This window comes from Photobacterium halotolerans DSM 18316, assembly GCF_000425165.1.
GTDB classification, from domain to species: domain Bacteria; phylum Pseudomonadota; class Gammaproteobacteria; order Enterobacterales; family Vibrionaceae; genus Photobacterium; species Photobacterium halotolerans.
In genome coordinates, this window is record NZ_AULG01000012.1 from 1 (window position 1) to 18,114 (window position 18,114).

Genomic DNA, 18,114 nt, shown 5'->3' on the forward strand with positions numbered 1-18,114 from the left:
GCCGTGGGCGCTGGATGATTGAAGGGAGTTGCTCCTAGTACGAGAGGACCGGAGTGAACGAACCGCTGGTGTTCGGGTTGTGTCGCCAGACGCATTGCCCGGTAGCTAAGTTCGGCATCGATAACCGCTGAAAGCATCTAAGCGGGAAGCGAGCCCTGAGATGAGTCATCCCTGAGGCCTCAAGCCTACTGAAGGGCTGTTCGAGACTAGAACGTTGATAGGCAGGGTGTGTAAGCGTTGTGAGGCGCTCAGCTAACCTGTACTAATTGCCCGTGAGGCTTAACCATACAACACCCAAGGGGTTTTACGGACTCCATGAGCACTTGAATGATGTGCTGAGAACACTAGTTAACTTTCCAGCGATTGTCCCGCTCCGCGCACCTTTGGTAGCGCAGGAAGAATCGGGGCTGGCAAAGCCGCCAACGCACTGAACGAAGGCGTGTACTGAAGTACACAACTGAGTGAAGGAGGCAGGCAATACCGCCAGCATTGATTCTCACCAGCGGGATAATCACACCGAATTTGCTTGGCGACCATAGCGTTGCGGACCCACCTGATCCCATGCCGAACTCAGACGTGAAACGCAGCAGCGCCGATGGTAGTGTGGGGTCTCCCCATGTGAGAGTAGGACATCGCCAGGCTTTCATTGCCCATCTTGGGTGATAGCTCGCATATTTTGATACTTGCGATGCTCATGTGCTAATGCACACTGCGCTTCTCAGTTAAAAATCAGCATCGCATCACGCAAGATGACCGAAACAAAGCAGTAAGCGTAAGACTTTGTTGGGCAGAAAAATTGAGTGGAGCGGTAGTTCAGTTGGTTAGAATACCGGCCTGTCACGCCGGGGGTCGCGGGTTCGAGTCCCGTCCGCTCCGCCATTTATCAGAAAACCCAGTCAGCAATGACTGGGTTTTTTGCTATCTGGCGTTTGCAGTGTCTTCGGTTGTTCGTCAGTTATGAGAGTCTCAGGCTAGGCGTTTCTGACGACAGACAGGGACTTTTCTGTATTTCTGCCATGAAACAGTGTTTGTTAAGTGTAGCTGTAGAAAAAACGCAGCCATTGCTCAGCAATAAAAATTTCATCTTGTGCAGATAAAGCCTGAATACCTGCCGCATAGCTATGTGACTGACTGCCCAGATGCAGACCTGCCAGTAAATGTGCCGCTTCAAACAGGTACAAAGTGGGATCGCCCATACCGGTTTTGAAGGGAGTGTTCGCAGATTCTCCGCCGGCAATGAGGTAAATACTGGCACCATGCCGATTTTGATATTCTGTGACCAACTGATTCCCCCCAACATACCGCAACGTCCCTTGTTGCACTAACTCGGGCAAATTGAGCTCGTCGTCGGCAGAGGTGACAGTGGCTATGAATAAGTTCTCGCGTCTGGACTGGATATGCGCTGAGTGAAGCGCGCCATTGCCGGTACAGCAGAAAATGAGATTGCAGTGTTTGAGCATGGTTTCGGTTGAGCAGACCTGAATGCCATTTCTGGGTAAGGCGGTGAGTTGCCTGGCGTCATGGTCACTGACATAGATATCATTGATCCCTTTACCTTGCAGTGTCTTACAGATCCCCCGTCCCAGATTACCGCTACCTATCACCCCGATAGTGAGAAAACCGAGGTTATTCAATTTCAGGCCAAATGCCTCGCGCAGGATCTGATCCGTGTAATGCACGATACACTCGGAAGCTTCGTAGTCGGCTGGGGTCTTGATGCTCAGATGAGCAACCGAGACTAAGGGTTTGATGAGATGCCGGTTGCGGTATTTGGCGATGCCATTTGCGGTTAACTCAGCAATCCCCACACATTGCTCATTATATACCTCAAAGATAGTTTCAACGCCCTGAGCAAAATAGCCGCCGTGATCCAGAATCAGAAAAGCCTGTCCCTCCTGAGTGTATTGCTGAATGAGATCCAGGCAACGCACAGGATCTCTTAAGGCGATTTTGTCAAAGCCGGGTGCGACGACATCACAATTTGGGATAGATCGGATGGTATTGAGCAGTGTGCCGTTGTTGCAAAAAGTTGCTTGTTTGGGGATGAAAATGACGTGGTCAGCAAGTTTACACAGTACGTTGAGATATGGCAGAGAGCCTTCATAGCAATGCATGACGGAGAAAACAACCAGATTTCTCGGCATAGTATGAGTTTGCGCAATCTGTTCTAAAAATCGATAACCTTTTTCTGCATAGAAAGCGGAGTAGTAGCTGTGCGTTAAAGTATGCGTTGACGTCATAACCGGCCTGCTATTTGAATAACGTCAGCAACGCCTGAAAAAGAGGCTCTTGCTGTCGACTTTGTTTGCAACACAATCCCAATGTTAATGGTTCGACGGCTGCTGCTGGCAGCTTTTGAATCTGATCGCGAATCGGACTGTTCTCTATAACGATATCTGGCGCAATTCCAATGCCACATCCCAATGCTACCATACTAACAATAGCTTCATGCCCAGCAACTTGAGCATAAATGTTGGGTTTTATTTTTTGTGATTTCATCCACTTGTCAGCATTTTCTCTTGCAGTTCCATACTCAGGCAGAATGAAGGGAAGTTTGTCCCACTGAATGTCCGGTGAAAGCAATGCCTGAAGGCCGGGGGAAGTGACTAATGGGCTGATTAACGACATTGAGACATTGCCTAAATAAATGAAAGTGAGTTTATTGGGTAAATTGGCTGGCAGAGCCGTAATCGCAAAATCAGCTTCATCGTGCAGGACTTTATTCACGGCTTGAGCCGGATCGCCGGTAACCAGCTGAATTTCCACTTGGGGGTAATGTTGCCTGAACTGATTCAGCACATTGGGTAAGTGGCTGTAGCTGGCCGTGACCGAACAGAACAGGGTGAGTTTGCCTTTGAGCATCTGATCCTGTTCAGTCAGCTCTTGCTGCAGTTGTTGCCATTCGGCCACAATGCGACTGGCGACCGGCAGCAGCTTGCGGCCTGACGTGGTCAGTTCAACACTGCGGTTGTCGCGAATGAAGAGGGGCTGAGACAGCTCCTGCTCCAGGCGCTGAATAAGCCGGCTGAGCGCGGACGGACTGATGTGCATCTTCTGTGCGGTCTGACTAAAGTTCTTGCTGTTACACAGATGTAGAAACAGTTGAAGGGATTTGATGTTCATATTCTATGTTGCACCATTTGCAATATGATGTTGTGAATATATCACTTTAGACAACATCAAGCCTGATCTACTATCAGGTTATTCGGCAGTGAAGTGCCGACCAAGGATCAGAATTCACGGAGTAACTTGTTATGGCTAACTATTTCAATACCTTAAATTTACGTCAGCAGTTGGAACAGCTGGGTCGTTGCCGTTTTATGGATCGCAGCGAGTTTGCTCAGGAAGCGGATTACCTGAAAGGTAAGAAGGTGGTTATCGTAGGTTGTGGTGCACAGGGCCTGAACCAGGGCCTGAACATGCGTGACTCAGGTCTGAATGTGTCTTATGCACTGCGCCAGGCTGCAATTGACGAGCAGCGTGCTTCTTTCCGTAATGCGAAAGACAATGGGTTTGAAGTGGGTAGCTATGAACAATTGATCCCGCAGGCTGATCTGGTTATCAACCTGACGCCTGATAAACAACATACGGATGTGGTCACCACTGTGATGCCTCTGATGAAGCAAGGTGCTGCGCTGGGTTACTCGCACGGCTTTAACATTGTTGAAGAAGGGATGCAGATCCGTCCGGATATCACGGTTGTGATGGTGGCGCCTAAGTGTCCGGGTACTGAAGTGCGTGAAGAATACAAGCGTGGCTTTGGTGTCCCGACGCTGATCGCAGTCCACCCGGAAAATGACCCGCAAGGTGAAGGCCTGGAAATTGCGAAAGCCTGGGCGGCAGCAACAGGTGGCCACCGTGCTGGTGTACTGGAATCCTCTTTCGTTGCTGAAGTGAAATCTGACCTGATGGGTGAGCAGACGATTCTGTGCGGCATGCTGCAGGCGGGCTCTATCGTGTGTTACGAGAAGATGGTTGCTGAAGGTGTCGAGCCGGGCTATGCCGGTAAGCTGCTGCAGTTCGGCTGGGAAACCATTACCGAAGCCCTGAAGTTTGGCGGCATCACCCATATGATGGATCGTCTGACCAACCCGGCCAAGATCAAAGCATTTGAGTTGTCTGAAGAGCTGAAAGAGCTGATGCGTCCGCTGTATAACAAGCACATGGATGACATCATCACAGGTGAGTTCTCACGGACCATGATGGCCGACTGGGCGAACGATGACGCAGAACTGCTGGGCTGGCGTGCTGAAACGGCGGAAACGGCGTTTGAAAACTACCCGCAAACCGATGCCAAAATCGCTGAGCAGGAATACTTTGATAACGGTATTCTGATGGTGGCCATGGTACGTGCCGGTGTTGAGCTGGCGTTTGAAGCCATGACAGCCTCAGGCATTATTGAAGAGTCGGCATACTATGAGTCTTTACACGAGCTGCCTCTGATTGCCAACACTGTTGCCCGTAAGCGTCTGTACGAGATGAACGTGGTGATCTCTGATACGGCAGAATATGGTAACTACCTGTTCGCTAACGTGGCTACGCCATTGCTGCGCGAAAAGTTCATGCCAAAAGTCAGCACAGACGTGATAGGTAAAGGCTTGGCTGCCACCAGCAACCATGTTGATAACCAGCAGCTGATTGATGTGAACGAAGCACTGCGTAATCACCCGGTAGAGCAGATTGGTCACGAACTGCGTGGTTATATGACAGATATGAAGCGTATCGCTGTCGGCGACTAAGTCAACCTCCTTCCTGGTTAGCTAAAAGCCCGGCAAAAGTTGCCGGGCTTTTTCATGTCTGACAAGACATATATTATTCGGACTTATCTGCCAGCATAGCTTCCAGCTGGGCAACCTTCTGTTCCAGCTCGTTCAGCTTTTGCCGTGTGCGCAGCAGAACCTGGGTCTGCACATCGAACTCTTCGCGATTCACCACATCCAGCTTGCTCAGTTGTGCCTGGATGGTTTGACGCACTTTTTGTTCCACATCCTGACCAAGCGCTTTGACCGGTTGAGGCATGGCTTCCTGAATTTGTCTGGCGACCTGCTCAATTTTCTTTGGATCAAACATACGCGGGTTTAACTCCATGAGGTTAATGGGATACTTTTAGCCGTTAGTGTACACCAAAAATTTCTGTGGCAGGCAGGAATCCTTGGCCCGATTGGGCAAGCGGTGCTGAAAAAAAGGCCGCTTGCGCGGCCTGAATCGGATGGAAAGTGGGTAATTAACTTTCCCGGGCTTTCAGCGCTTGTCTCGCTTCATCAGCCCGTTTTAACTTTTCCAGCTCTTTGTCCTCCACAAAAACCGGCAGCGGTTTGTGGGTGCTGGCCAGGTAGGTGTAGATCACCGGCAGCACGAACAGGGTGAAGAGGGTGCCTATCGCCAGGCCGGATACGATAACGATACCGATACTGAAGCGCTGGGCAGCACCGGCCCCGGTGGCGTACAGCAGAGGAACCAGACCGGCAATCATCGCCGCCGTGGTCATCAGAATCGGTCGCAGACGCACCTTAGCCGCTTCCATCACTGCAGACATTTTGTCTTTCTGGTGATTGAGCTGCTCTTCTTTTGCCACTTCACAGATCAGAATCCCGTGCTTGGTGATCAGACCAATCAGGGTGATCAAGCCGACTTGCGAGTAGATGTTCATCGAAGCCGCTCCCCAGGCCAGCGAGACCAGGGCGCCACAAATAGCCAGCGGTACCGACACCATGATCACCATAGGGTCGCGCAGCGATTCGAACTGGATAGCCAGCACCAGGAAAATCACCGCCAGTGCCAGAACGAAAGTCGCAAACAGTGCATTACCTTCGGTGACGTACTGGCGAGCTTCCCCCATAAAGTCGTACTGATAACCTGAAGGCAGCTGGCTGACGGCTTCGGTACGGAACCATTCGATGGCATCACCCATGGCCGTCCCCGGCATAGGCACCACACCTATGGTGGCCGAGTTCAGCTGGTTGAAGTGCGGCAGTGCGCGGGGCTCAGCCACCACATCAATGGTGATCAGGCTGCCCAGCGGCACTGAATTACCATCCGCCGCACGAACATAGAAGGCGTTCAGTGATTCAGGATTCAGGCGGTACTTACGTTCTACCTGCGGAATCACCTCGTAAGAGCGGCCATTCAGGTCGATGCGGTTGACATAACCGTCGGCCATCATGGTACTCAGGGTGATACCAATATCCTGCATAGTCACGCCATAAGCCCCGGCTTTGTCTTTGTCTATGCTGATTTTCATGGTGGCGGAGTCGAAGTTGAGATCCAAGTCCGAATACACAAACATCGGATTCTTCGTCACATCATCCAGAATCGAACCGGCCACCTGGAACAGGCTTTCAAAGTTGTTCGGTGTGGTAATGACAAACTGGATCGGCAGACCTGAGCCCGCACCTGGCAGTTCCGGCATCTGGAACGCCGTTACCGCCATACCAGGCACGTCGTTAACCAGGGTAGTGACACGGCCAACCACTTCTGCCTGACTGGCTTCACGCTGACTCCAGGGCACCATAGAAGCGATACCGAATGCCTGATTGGATTGCGGTACCCCTGAGAACACCTGAGCAAAAGCCACTTCAGGCTGATCACTCAGTATTTCGTTCACTTCACTCATGGAGTTTTCGATGTAGTCAAGGTTAGCGGTAGACGGACCGGTACCCATCATCATCAGCACGCCTTTATCTTCTGCCGGTGCCAGTTCACTGGGGATGAACTTGAACAGCACCGGCAGCATAACAAAGACAATGACCGCAAACACTATCACCACAGGGCGCGATTTCATCACTGTGGTCAGCATTTTTTCATAGCGGCTGGTCATGCGATCCAGCACACTGTGCACGGTATCTTCAAAGCGATTTGGCTTATCGTGCGCTTTCAGGATCTTAGAACACATCATCGGCGACAGTGTCAGTGCGATAATCCCCGAGATAAACACTGACCCTGCCAGCGTCAGGGCGAACTCCTTAAACAGCGAACCTGTAATCCCTCCCATCAGTGCGATAGGTGCGTATACCGCGCCCAGCGTCAGGGTCATGGCGATAACAGGCACCGCAATTTCCCGGGTACCGATAATCGCTGCCCGGAACGGTGACTCGCCGAGTTTGATGTGACGGTCGACGTTTTCCAGTACCACGATGGCATCATCGACCACCAGACCGATAGCCAGCACCATAGCCAGCAGTGTCATCAGGTTCCAGGAGAAACCGAAGGCCTGCATTACCATGGCCACGCCAATCAGCGACAGCGGAATAGTGATGATAGGGATCAGTACCGCGCGGAACGAGCCCAGGAACAGGGTGATCACCACAAGGACAATCAGCGCAGCTTCACCGATAGTTTTGATAACCTCCTGAATCGACTCGTTGATGGCAACGGTAGAGTCGTACAGTATGTTCATCTTGATATTGCTTGGCATGTTGCGCTGAATTTCAGGCAACAGCTCCAGCACATCGGCAGCAATGTTGATAGGGTTCGCACTTGGCGCTGCATTGATGGCGGCAACCACGGCTTCCTGTCCGTTGGCGGTGGCACGGTAAATGTCGTGGCTTTTCGCCCGGGTGACTTTAGCGATATCACCTAAGCGGATCACCTGACCTTTCTGTGTCGAGACAATCAGCTTTTTCAGCTCATCCGTGGTTTTGACTTGGGTATCTGCCGTGCCGTTATACAGTACGAACTCGCCTGTCGCCTGACCCGTCGCCGACTGGTAGTTGTTGGCGTTCAGCACCGTCATGATGTCGCTGGCCGTTAAGTTGTAAGCGGCCATCTTGGCCGGATCCAGCCATACCCGCAGCGCAAATTTCATTCCGCCGTACAGGTCGATTTTGGACACGCCGTTCACGGTGAACAGCTGCGGGTTGAATACCCGCTCCAGGTAATCGGTGATCTGGCTGGAATTAAGCTCGTCACTGGTAAAACCGATGTACATCACCGCCGTGGTGGAACCGGTCGACATGGTCACAGTCGGGTCTTCCGCTTCACGGGGAAGCTGAGAGCGCACCGAGTTGGTTTTCGCCAGTACATCAGACAGGGCCGCGTTGGGATCGGTATTGAGTTTCATGTTGACGGTAATTGTCGATGAACCCAGTACCGATGACGACGTCATGTAATCTATGTTGTCTGCCTGCGCGATGGCCTGCTCCAGCGGCTGAGTAATAAAGCCCTGGATCAGATCGGCACTGGCACCGTAATAACTGGTCGTCACAGTGACCACGGTATTGGTCATTTCGGGATATTCCCGGACCTGCATTTTGAAAATAGCCTGAAAACCAAGCAGGGCGATCAGAATGCTGATCGACACTGCCAGGACCGGCCTTTTTATGAATATATCAGTAAAGCGCATTTAACCTCCGAATCACAGCATCGGTGTTTCAGCCGGGGTTTTCAGGGCATCGTTTTCTACGATGCGGACTTTGACGTCATTACTCAGGCGGACCTGGCCTGTGGTAACAACACGGTCTCCCGGTTTAACGCCATCAAGGACGTGGATAACATCGCGCTTACGTTCACCGGTTTTCACCACAGACTGACGGACGCGGGTGACACCTTCGTCATCTTCGTACAGCACGTACACATTATCGCCGTACAGGGTATAGGTGATGGCAAACTGCGGCAGCACAACCTGATTTTCCAGGGTCGGCAAAATGATGTTGGCACGGGCAAACATGCCGCTGCGCAGACGGCCGGCATTGTTCGGAATGTCCGCCTGAACCTGGATTAAGCCGCTCTGGTAATTGACCGCAGGTTCAATCGCGCTGATCTTGCCCTGGAATTTGGCATCCGGGTACGCATCGACGGCGATATCGACGTCCTGCCCGATGTGAATGTCGGACAGATCGGTTTGCGGAATGGTGAAGCGCAGCTTCATCAGGGAGGTATCTTCCAGGCGCACTATGTCAGTGCCGGGCTGAATATACTCACCCAGGAACACATTACGCAGACCGACATCACCGGCAAACGGGGCTTTAATAATGCGACGGTCGATGGTGGCTTTCAGGCTCTCAATATCGGCTGACAGAGAGAAGTAATCAGCTTGCGCGCCATCAAAGGCTTCCTTAGAGATAGAGCCTTTCTTGTACAGATCCTGATAGCGGATGAACTTGGCTTTGGCGGCAGGCAGGCGAGCCTGGGAGCTCTTGAGGTTGGCTTCCTCAACATCTGAGTCGAGCGCGACCAGACGTTGGCCTTTTTTCACCGACATGCCTGAATCGAACTCCAGCGACTTGATCACACCGGCAACTTCCGTGGTGACAGTCACACCCTGGTTAGGCTCAATGAAACCAATGGCTTCAATGGCCGGTACCCAATCTGTCGGTTTCGCTTCCACGACTGTCACCGGATAATCCGGTTCAGGCATATTGGCGAAATAAGCCATCTTTCCTTTTATTTCAAAGTACTTGGACGTAAAAAGCGTGCCAAACAGCACGGCAACGATGATGAGCATGACTATCCATGCTACCCATTTTTTCATTATCTTTGCTCCGGAGTCTTAAGTTAATGCTAATTCAATGTGTAATTACAGCATCCCAGCAAGCTTTAATGGCAGCATCCCGCGCCTCATCACTTACCGTAAAAGTACCACTCAGGTGCTTGCGGGCCAGACAGGCGCTGGGTTCAAGGCTGAGTGCGCTTAATATCTCGTTGTCCAAAGGCTTAAACAGCCCCTGAGCTTTACCCCTGTCGAACATCCTGTGGACAGGGGCAAAGAGCGTTTTTTCTAACGCTATCTTGTACTGCTTACCTCGGTGCGGCATGTTTTCGAACTGACCACGGTTAATCAGCGGCGCTTCATTATCCGTAGCCATGTTCCAGATGTTTAGCCACATAGTACGGAACTGCTGTTCCAAGGGCATGACATCGGAAACGTTCTGCGTGATTTTCCTGGCGACAATCGTCAGTATATGGTCATGCAGCTGATACAGGAGATCATCTTTATCACTGAAATAGCGATAGATGGTCCCTGTCGCGACCCTGGCTTCTTTGGCCACCATATTCATCGACAGACCGTGAAAACCATGTTTTGCCAGCAATTCTTCGGTTGCCTGCAAGATACGTTCTTTTTTGTCAGTCATTAATTGATCACAAAGTGAATGAACGTTCATTCATTATTGTGGATGCTTTATTAGTATGCAACTCATCTGTTACCTTTATTTTTCTGAGCAAACGCGAGGGATTGTCTGAAATAGACACGAGACGAGAACAGGTTACAATGCGGCAGCTGAATCAATCATGACTCATAGGGCAAATGAATGAAACTCAATCCGAGACAAAATGAGGCGGTACGTTTTGTTGCTGGACCGTGTCTGGTTCTGGCCGGTGCAGGTTCAGGCAAAACACGGGTCATTACCAATAAAATCGCTTACTTAGTCCAACAATGTGGCTACAAAGCCCGCAATATTGCTGCGCTGACATTTACCAATAAAGCGGCGCGGGAAATGAAGGAGCGGGTCGGGCAGACCCTGGGCCGCCAGGAAGCCAAAGGCTTGATGGTGTCGACCTTCCACACGCTGGGCCTGAATATCATTCGCCGCGAGTATAAGGTGCTGGGTCTGAAAGCGAGTTTCTCCCTGTTTGACGATCAGGATCAGATGGCGCTGCTCAAAGAACTGACGGAAGATCAGCTCGACGGTGATAAAGACTTGCTGAAAATGCTGCTGTCATCGATTTCCAACTGGAAGAACGCCATGCTGTCGCCCGTCCAGGCGAAAGCGCAGGCGCAAGGTGAACGTGACCAGCTGTTTGCCTATTGCTATGAGTTGTATCAGCGTCAGATGAAAGCCTATAACGCGCTGGACTTTGATGATTTGATCCTGATGCCCGTGCTTTTGCTGCGCGATAACGAGGAAGTGCGGCAGCGCTGGCAGAATAAGATCCGCTACCTGCTGGTGGATGAGTATCAGGATACCAACACCAGCCAGTATGCGTTTGTGAAGCTGCTGGTGGGCGAGCGGTCAAAATTTACTGTGGTGGGGGATGACGATCAGTCGATTTACTCCTGGCGGGGCGCGCAGCCAGAGAATCTGGCCCTGCTCAACAAGGACTTCCCGACCCTCAAAGTGATCAAGCTGGAGCAGAACTACCGCTCGACCAGCCGGATATTGCGCAGCGCCAATATTCTGATCGCCAATAATCCGCATTTGTTTGAAAAAGCCTTGTTCTCAGAAATCCCTGATGGCGAGATGCTCAAGGTCCTGACGGCTAAAAATGAAGAGCATGAAGCTGAAAAAGTGGTCGGGGAGCTGATCGCCCATCGTTTTCTCAACAACACGGACTACAAAGATTACGCGATTCTGTACCGCGGCAACCATCAGTCACGTTTGTTTGAAAAAGCCCTGATGCAGAACCGGATCCCCTATAAAATTTCCGGCGGCACGTCTTTTTTCTCCCGCACCGAAATTAAAGACATCATGGCGTATCTGCGTTTGCTCACCAACCCGGATGATGACAACGCTTTTTTGCGTATCGTCAATACCCCGCGACGCGAGATCGGCCCGGTCACGCTGGAGAAACTGGGCACTTACGCCAATATGCGGGGCAAGAGTTTGTTTGCAGCCAGCTTCGAACTGGGCCTGGAGCAGCACTTGTCAGGGCGTGGACTGGACAGCCTGCGCCAGTTTACACGCTGGGTTGTTGAGCTGGCCGATAATGCCGAGCGGGGCGACGCCGTCGCGGCCGTGCGCCAGATGATCCGCGACATCCATTACGAGGACTGGTTGTTTGAAACCTCCGCCAGCCCGAAAGCGGCGGAAATGCGGATGAAAAACGTGTCCGATTTATACAGCTGGATCACCGCAGATCTGGAAGGCGATAATTACGATAATGAAGTGCGCACTCTGAAAGAAGTGGTTCAGCGCATGACACTGCGTGACATGATGGAACGGGGTGAAGAGGATGAGGATGCCGATCAGGTTCAGCTCATGACGCTGCACGCCTCCAAAGGACTGGAATTTCCGCATGTGTATCTGATTGGTGCTGAAGAGGGCATTTTGCCCCATCAGACCAGCATCGATGAAGACAATGTGGAGGAAGAGCGGCGCCTGGCGTATGTCGGTATTACCCGGGCGCAGAAAACACTGACCTTTACCTTATGCAAGGAGCGCCGGCAGTATGGCGAGCTGCTCAAGCCCGAGCCCAGCCGTTTTCTCTATGAATTGCCCCAGGATGATCTGGATTGGGAAACAGAGCGCAAACCTGTGACGGCAGAAGAGCGCATGCAGCGCGGCCAGGCACACATTGCCAACATCCGCTCCATGTTCAATAAGAAATAACTCAGTGAAGTTTTGCTGAAAATAAAAAAGGTTAGCCATCACAGCTAACCTTTTCTTCAGGTATCTGAAGGGGAGTCTGAGTTACAGCCCCTCGATCATATGGTTGATCGCAGCCACGATTTCTTCATCGCTGCAGTCCATACAGGTGCCTTTGGCCGGCATGGCATTGAAACCATTAATGGCATGATTGGTCAGCGTATCCATACCTTGCGCAATACGCGGTCCCCAGTCACCGGCATCACCTGTCTTAGGTGCGCCCAGTACACCGCTGCTGTGGCAAGCCACACAGAAAGTGCCGTATACCTGATCGCCTGAGCGAGGGCCGGAAGCGGCGGCTGTAGCGGCTGGTGCATCGCCTTCCTTATATACAGAGCCAACAGGCTTGATGCGTTCTGCGATCGCTTCGCCAGACATATCCGCCGCTACGGCTGAGCCGCTGATGGCGACGGTTGCGACTGCAGCGACCATTAGTTGTCGAAGAGAAAATTCCATTGAGCTCACCTTAACACTCCCAGATTATTTGCTCGAATATCACAGCTTTCTTGTATAAGTTATTGTAAATATTACATTATTTGACAAAGCTGTGAGTTATTAACCAGTGGTTTTTGGGTAAAAAACGCAATGATTATATCCCTTAACGAAGTGGTATTAAACAGAGCGGCTTTGTTTGTATGACGCGAATCAACCCAGAGATGGTTATAAATAAAGCGAATACAAAATTTTTTGCAAAAAAGACTAGACGAGAAGCATGCTGATCCGTAATATTCACCACCGCCGATAGGGCAAGGCGCCCGTAGCTCAGCTGGATAGAGCGTTGGCCTCCGGAGCCAAAGGTCACAGGTTCAAATCCTGTCGGGCGCGCCACTCCGGAAAGTCAGGATGGCACTGTTGGCGTGTAAATTATGGTGGCTATAGCTCAGTTGGTAGAGTCCCGGATTGTGATTCCGGTTGTCGCGAGTTCAAGTCTCGTTAGCCACCCCATACACTTGGGTATGGAGCTTTCTGTAAAGCTCGGTACTTAGCGGCAGATAGCGCAAGTCGTGTATCTCCGGCTTTTGAGAATAGCGGACCAGAAGACCTTCTGGCGCAATACTCAAAGCAACAGAAAGAATTATCGGTGAATAGCGCAGTTTGGTAGCGCATCTGGTTTGGGACCAGAGGGTCGGGGGTTCGAATCCCTCTTCACCGACCACTTATATGGTAAGTTTGCCTAGTGAGCAAACCTACAGGTACGGAAAAAGAAGTGCATTGCTCGGGTGCGGAAGCCCGCCGCGTTCAATCCCTCTTCGCCGTCCAAGCTACAATGGTGGCTATAGCTCAGTTGGTAGAGTCCCGGATTGTGATTCCGGTTGTCGCGAGTTCAAGCCTCGTTAGCCACCCCATATAATGTTTTTCAGCCTGCATGGCTGGATGACAAGCAAAAAATCGGTGAATAGCGCAGTTTAGTGGCGCATCTCCGGCTTTTGAGAATAGCGGACCAGAGGGGCCCTCTGGCGCAAAACTCAAAGCAACAGAAAGAATTATCGGTGAATAGCGCAGTTTGGTAGCGCATCTGGTTTGGGACCAGAGGGTCGGGGGTTCGAATCCCTCTTCACCGACCACCTTTGAAGACCCGCTCAGTGAGCGGGTTTTTTTATGCCTGTATTTTATTGCCCGGTTCAGTCCGGAGCAGAGGAGGGCTTCGGGTCGGGTGCGGAAGCCCGCCGCACGGAAGCCCGCCGCGTACGAATCCCTCTTCACTGACCACCTTTAAAGACCCGCTCATTGAGCGGGTTTTTTTATCCCCGTGCGTTTTGCGTTGCTACTATTCAGAGACGCGCTGCCTCTGGAGTGCAGTAAGCCTCACTGTTTTGTACTACTTCTGAAAGCCTTGACCACATTTCACATTACTGAAGGCTGTGAATTTCCACTACTTATTCATGATTTCCCGCTCTGAATCAGTCACCTTATCTGGCTTTTCATACTATCTTTAAGAGTTGGAGCGGACTCATGTACTGACACTGTTATCTATAGTGGTCTGATATCTCGTTATGTTAACAAAATGTTCCGTTTTTTGTGGTGGTTTATTCAGGGGAGTATGCCGCCGACTTGTGAATAAAGATGCTAAAAATAAGCATTGTTAGCTGCTTTGCCCTGTGTTTACCGTGATTTATCTAAGGTGGTTTATATGGGTTATGTGAATTTTAACCTTGGTTTATAGTGATTATTTATGCTGGTTTTGTGCGGTATCACAGTTTTATAGTATGAAATGTTGATTTTTAGTGAAATCTTTGCCAGATTGATGGCACTTTATGTGGCCGATATTTTTATCGGTTTATTGGAATGGAATCATTTGCAGACAGGCAGAGTCGCTGCCAGGTTGTTGAGGTCTGAGCATGGCATTATTGGAAGTTAAAAACCTTCGTATTGAATACCCGTCTCGTCACGGTATCCACGCTGCGGTGAAATCGCTGTCGTTCACCATTGAGCGCGGTGAGATCGTCGGTGTTGTCGGGGAATCCGGGGCGGGTAAATCGACGGTAGGTAATGCCGTAATCGATCTGTTGAGTCCTCCTGGCAATATTGCCAGCGGCGATGTCTACCTGGACGGCCAGAAAATCTCGGGTTTAAAACCAGAAGCGATGCGCAAAGTGCGTGGCGCAAAAATCGGTTTTATTTTCCAGGACCCGATGACCTCGCTGAACCCCCTGTATACCGTCGAGCGTCAGTTGACGGAAACCATTATTACCAATTTGAATGTCGGCAAAGAAGAAGCGGTTAGCCGCGCTATCAAGCTGATGGAGCAAGTTGGCATCCCTCAGCCGGAAATCCGCATTAAACAGTATCCGCATCAGTTTTCCGGTGGTATGCGTCAGCGTGTGGTGATTGCGATCGCCCTGGCTGGTGAGCCAGATTTAATCATCGCCGATGAACCGACCACAGCGCTGGATGTGTCGATCCAGGATCAGATTCTGAGTCTGATTCGCGAATTATGCGTGAAGAAAAACGTTGGCTGCATGCTGGTAACGCACGATATGGGTGTGGTCTCCAATGTCACCGACAGGGTTGCTGTGATGTACCGTGGTGATCTGGTGGAAATCGGCCCGACGGAACAGGTGCTGGGTCACCCGAATCACCCTTATACCAAGAGCCTCATTTCTGCGGTGCCGCGCTCGGATATCAAACTGGCTCGCTTCCCTTTGGTGAGTTATATCGAAGAAGCGGGTGAAACCACGCAGCTGGATGTGAAAAACCACTGGCTGGGTCAGAGTCAGGACGAGCGTCAGTACACAGGCGCTTTATTGCAGGTCGAGAATGTCAATCTGCGCTTTGTGACCAAAGATTCTTTCTTTGAAAGCCGCCGTGAGTATGTGCAGGCCTCGAACAATGTCAGCTTTGAGGTGTTTGAAGGCGAAACCTTTGGCCTGGTCGGTGAATCAGGTTCAGGCAAGTCAACCATTGCCCGTGTGATTGCCGGACTGTATCCGCCCAACTCAGGCAAAGTGGTGTTTGAAGGCATCGATCTGACGGCGCTCAAGAGCGAGAACGAACGCCGTCCTATGCGCCGCCAGATGCAGATGGTGTTCCAGAACCCGTATTCGTCCATGAATCCGCGGATGAAAATTTTCGATATCATTGCTGAGCCGATTCGTTTTCACAAACTGGCCGGCAGTGAATCTCAGGTGCGGCAGATCGTCGCTGATCTGCTCGACCATGTGGGTCTGGGTCGTGCAGCTGGTGTGAAGTATCCCCATGAATTCTCGGGCGGTCAGCGTCAGCGTATTTCCATCGCTCGTGCCCTGGCCACTCGTCCCCGTCTGCTGATTTGTGATGAGCCGACCTCGGCGCTGGATGTGTCAGTTCAGGCGCAAATCCTCAACCTGCTGAAAGATCTGCAGGATGAACTGAACCTGACTATGCTGTTTATCAGCCACGACTTGCCGGTGATCCGTCAGATGTGTGATCGCATCGGCGTGATGCAGAAAGGCACCTTGCTGGAAGTGGCGCCGACCGAGCAGTTGTTCACGGCTCCGCAGCACCAATACAGCAAGCAATTGATTTCTTTGATGCCTGAATTCAAGGGCATGAGTCAGGAAGGCCTGAAACTGGCCTGATACCGAACCTGTTTGCCCGCCGGGAACCCATGTTTCCGGCATGGCTCTGTCAGGGAGCCGGGCTGTTGTTGCTTACCTAAACCAATAATAAGCAAACATAACCATCTGGGAGTTCTCTCCCTGCATAAAGGAGCTATGCAAATGAAAACCTTCAAGAGCAAGTTAGCCGTTGCGATAATGGCTGCTGGCCTGAGCTTCGGCGCGGCGGCGGCCAACCTGAATCTGGCTTATGACGCTGACCCTGTATCCATGGATCCGCATGAGCAATTGTCCGGTGGTACGCTGCAACTTTCTCACATGACGTTTGATCCGCTGATCCGTTTTACCCAGTCGATGGAATTTGAACCCCGTCTGGCGACGTCCTGGGAGCGTGTGGATAACAGCACTATGCGCTTTAAGCTGCGTGAAGGCGTGAAATTCCACTCCGGCAACACCTTCAGCGCCGATGACGTGGTCTGGACCTTCAAGCGTCTGAAATCTTCTGCCGACTTTAAAGGTATCTTCACCCCTATCGTGGATATCAAAAAAGTGGATGCCAACACAGTGGACGTGATCACTGACGGTACCTATCCACTGATTGAAAACGTCATGACCTACGTGTTCCCGATGGACAGCAAGTTCTACTCAGGTCAGACCGCTGACGGCAAAGACAAGGCTGAACTGAAGAAAAACGGTTCAACGTTTGCTTCTACCAATATCTCAGGTACCGGCCCGTTCAAAGTGGTCAGCCGCGAGCAAGGCGTCAAAGTGGAGTTCGAACGTTTTGCTGATTACTGGGACAAAGACAGCGAAGGCAATGTCGATAACATCACGCTGCGCCCAATCAAAGAAGACGCGACCCGTGTGGCAGCCCTGCTGTCGGGTGACGTGGATATGATTGCGCCTGTGTCACCGAATGATTATCAGCGTATCAAGAGTAACGATAAGCTGGATCTGGTGACTATGCCGGGTACCCGTGTCATTACTTTCCAGCTGAACCAGAAAGTGGCCGAGCCGCTGCGTGATGCGCGTGTCCGTCAGGCGATTGTCTATGCGGTGAACAACGAAGGTATTGCTGAGAAGATCATGAAAGGCGCAGCGACGCCTGCCGGCCAGCAGAGCCCTGTGGGTTATGCCGGTTACAACGAGTCGCTGACCCCGCGTTATGATCTGAAAAAAGCCCAGCAACTGATGAAAGATGCCGGTTATGAGAACGGTTTCTCTATCACTATGATTGCGCCGAACAACCGCTACGTGAACGATGAGAAAGTCGCTCAGGCTGTGGCAGCGATGCTGGCGAAAATCAAGATCAAAGTCGACCTGCAAACTATGCCAAAAGCACAGTACTGGCCGGAGTTTGATAAGTGTGAAGCGGGTATGCTGATGATCGGCTGGCACCCGGATACCGAAGATTCAGCGAACTTTACTGAGTTCCTGACCATGACCCGCAACGCTGAGACAGGTAAAGGTCAGTACAACTGTGGTCATTACTCGAACGCCGAAGTCGACAAGCTGGTTGAAGCGGCCAACACGGAAACCGATCTGGAAAAACGCAGCACTATGCTGAAGAAGGTTGAAGAGTTGCTGTACAACGATGCTGCCTTTGTTCCACTGTACTGGCAAGACCCGTCTTGGGCTGCCAAGAAGAATGTGGACATCAAACCTATCGTGAACGGTATGGACTTCCCGTACCTGGGCGATCTGGTTATCAAGTAATACCTGTCGTAATGCAGGCTCCGGCGCTGGCCGGGGCCTGATTATCGATGTCTAAAGAG

11 protein-coding genes, 6 tRNA genes and 2 rRNA genes are annotated in these 18,114 nt (G+C 51.4%); 12 read left to right on the top strand and 7 right to left on the bottom strand.

Annotation, left to right across the window (positions count from 1 at the left end):
- The 3 genes from H511_RS0100005 to H511_RS0100015 all read left to right on the top strand — a co-directional run.
- Positions 1-287, top strand: a 23S ribosomal RNA gene (locus H511_RS0100005); the annotation flags it as partial.
- 238 nt (positions 288-525) lie between these two features.
- Positions 526-641, top strand: a 5S ribosomal RNA gene (rrf, locus tag H511_RS0100010).
- 161 nt (positions 642-802) lie between these two features.
- Positions 803-879 (top strand) — tRNA-Asp (locus H511_RS0100015).
- 152 nt (positions 880-1,031) lie between these two features.
- On the opposite strand, the gene H511_RS0100020 is transcribed toward H511_RS0100015, so the two are convergent.
- On the bottom strand, positions 1,032-2,240 hold the full coding sequence (locus H511_RS0100020; RefSeq protein ID WP_027250458.1) for an NAD(P)-binding domain-containing protein: 1,209 nt from the start codon (positions 2,238-2,240) through the stop codon (positions 1,032-1,034).
- Between the two features lie 10 nt (positions 2,241-2,250).
- The gene (gene ilvY, locus H511_RS0100025; protein WP_036758273.1) at positions 2,251-3,123 is read right to left on the bottom strand and encodes an HTH-type transcriptional activator IlvY; all 873 of its coding nucleotides are present in this window, start codon (positions 3,121-3,123) and stop codon (positions 2,251-2,253) included.
- 131 nt (positions 3,124-3,254) lie between these two features.
- On the opposite strand from ilvY, the gene ilvC reads away from it, so the two are divergent.
- Positions 3,255-4,739 carry a ketol-acid reductoisomerase gene (gene ilvC / locus H511_RS0100030; protein WP_027250460.1) on the top strand — a complete coding sequence of 495 codons (1,485 nt, stop codon included), beginning with the start codon at positions 3,255-3,257 and terminating at the stop codon, positions 4,737-4,739.
- Between the two features lie 73 nt (positions 4,740-4,812).
- Here the strand turns inward: ilvC and ubiK are convergent, their stop codons facing one another.
- The 4 genes from ubiK to H511_RS0100050 all read right to left on the bottom strand — a co-directional run bounded on the left by ubiK (position 4,813) and on the right by H511_RS0100050 (position 10,070).
- Entirely contained in the window at positions 4,813-5,070 is a 258-nt protein-coding gene (gene ubiK / locus H511_RS0100035; RefSeq protein ID WP_027250461.1) for a ubiquinone biosynthesis accessory factor UbiK, read from the bottom strand.
- Between the two features lie 154 nt (positions 5,071-5,224).
- Entirely contained in the window at positions 5,225-8,341 is a 3,117-nt protein-coding gene (locus H511_RS0100040) for a multidrug efflux RND transporter permease subunit (protein WP_027250462.1), read from the bottom strand.
- 12 nt (positions 8,342-8,353) lie between these two features.
- Positions 8,354-9,469 (bottom strand): efflux RND transporter periplasmic adaptor subunit, encoded by a 1,116-nt coding sequence (locus tag H511_RS0100045; protein WP_027250463.1) that lies wholly within the window; start codon positions 9,467-9,469, stop codon positions 8,354-8,356.
- A gap of 34 nt (positions 9,470-9,503) precedes the next feature.
- Positions 9,504-10,070 (bottom strand): TetR/AcrR family transcriptional regulator, encoded by a 567-nt coding sequence (locus H511_RS0100050; protein WP_036758276.1) that lies wholly within the window; start codon positions 10,068-10,070, stop codon positions 9,504-9,506.
- Positions 10,071-10,247: 177 nt separating this feature from the next.
- Here H511_RS0100050 and rep point away from each other — a divergent pair, with 177 nt between their 5' ends.
- Positions 10,248-12,266: a DNA helicase Rep gene (rep, locus tag H511_RS0100055; protein ID WP_027250465.1), complete on the top strand. Its 2,019-nt coding sequence runs from the start codon at positions 10,248-10,250 to the stop codon at positions 12,264-12,266.
- Between the two features lie 81 nt (positions 12,267-12,347).
- Here rep and H511_RS0100060 read toward each other — a convergent pair whose 3' ends face one another.
- Entirely contained in the window at positions 12,348-12,758 is a 411-nt protein-coding gene (locus H511_RS0100060) for a c-type cytochrome (protein WP_027250466.1), read from the bottom strand.
- 295 nt (positions 12,759-13,053) lie between these two features.
- On the opposite strand from H511_RS0100060, the gene H511_RS0100065 reads away from it, so the two are divergent.
- From H511_RS0100065 to H511_RS0100095, 7 genes are all read left to right on the top strand, one after another.
- Positions 13,054-13,130: transfer RNA gene (locus tag H511_RS0100065), tRNA-Arg, on the top strand.
- Positions 13,131-13,171: 41 nt separating this feature from the next.
- Positions 13,172-13,247: transfer RNA gene (locus H511_RS0100070), tRNA-His, on the top strand.
- Between the two features lie 134 nt (positions 13,248-13,381).
- Positions 13,382-13,458 (top strand) — tRNA-Pro (locus tag H511_RS0100075).
- A 114-nt stretch (positions 13,459-13,572) separates the two neighbouring features.
- Positions 13,573-13,648, top strand: a tRNA-His gene (locus H511_RS0100080).
- A 142-nt stretch (positions 13,649-13,790) separates the two neighbouring features.
- Positions 13,791-13,867, top strand: a tRNA-Pro gene (locus H511_RS0100085).
- 774 nt (positions 13,868-14,641) lie between these two features.
- Complete coding sequence (locus tag H511_RS0100090; protein ID WP_027250467.1) at positions 14,642-16,360, top strand: dipeptide ABC transporter ATP-binding protein; 1,719 nt, start codon at positions 14,642-14,644, stop codon at positions 16,358-16,360.
- 141 nt (positions 16,361-16,501) lie between these two features.
- Positions 16,502-18,055, top strand: a complete 1,554-nt coding sequence (locus tag H511_RS0100095) for an ABC transporter substrate-binding protein (RefSeq protein ID WP_027250468.1) — start codon at positions 16,502-16,504, stop codon at positions 18,053-18,055.
- Positions 18,056-18,114 lie beyond the last annotated feature (59 nt).

Coding starts and splice junctions, on each gene's coding strand:
- H511_RS0100060 (WP_027250466.1), bottom strand. CDS start 12,758: ATGGAATTTTCTCTTCGACAACTAATGGTCGCTGCAGTCGCAACCGTC.
- H511_RS0100040 (WP_027250462.1), bottom strand. CDS start 8,341: ATGCGCTTTACTGATATATTCATAAAAAGGCCGGTCCTGGCAGTGTCG.
- H511_RS0100095 (WP_027250468.1), top strand. CDS start 16,502: ATGAAAACCTTCAAGAGCAAGTTAGCCGTTGCGATAATGGCTGCTGGC.
- ubiK (WP_027250461.1), bottom strand. CDS start 5,070: ATGTTTGATCCAAAGAAAATTGAGCAGGTCGCCAGACAAATTCAGGAA.
- H511_RS0100090 (WP_027250467.1), top strand. CDS start 14,642: ATGGCATTATTGGAAGTTAAAAACCTTCGTATTGAATACCCGTCTCGT.
- ilvY (WP_036758273.1), bottom strand. CDS start 3,123: ATGAACATCAAATCCCTTCAACTGTTTCTACATCTGTGTAACAGCAAG.
- H511_RS0100020 (WP_027250458.1), bottom strand. CDS start 2,240: ATGACGTCAACGCATACTTTAACGCACAGCTACTACTCCGCTTTCTAT.
- H511_RS0100045 (WP_027250463.1), bottom strand. CDS start 9,469: ATGAAAAAATGGGTAGCATGGATAGTCATGCTCATCATCGTTGCCGTG.
- ilvC (WP_027250460.1), top strand. CDS start 3,255: ATGGCTAACTATTTCAATACCTTAAATTTACGTCAGCAGTTGGAACAG.
- H511_RS0100050 (WP_036758276.1), bottom strand. CDS start 10,070: ATGACTGACAAAAAAGAACGTATCTTGCAGGCAACCGAAGAATTGCTG.
- rep (WP_027250465.1), top strand. CDS start 10,248: ATGAAACTCAATCCGAGACAAAATGAGGCGGTACGTTTTGTTGCTGGA.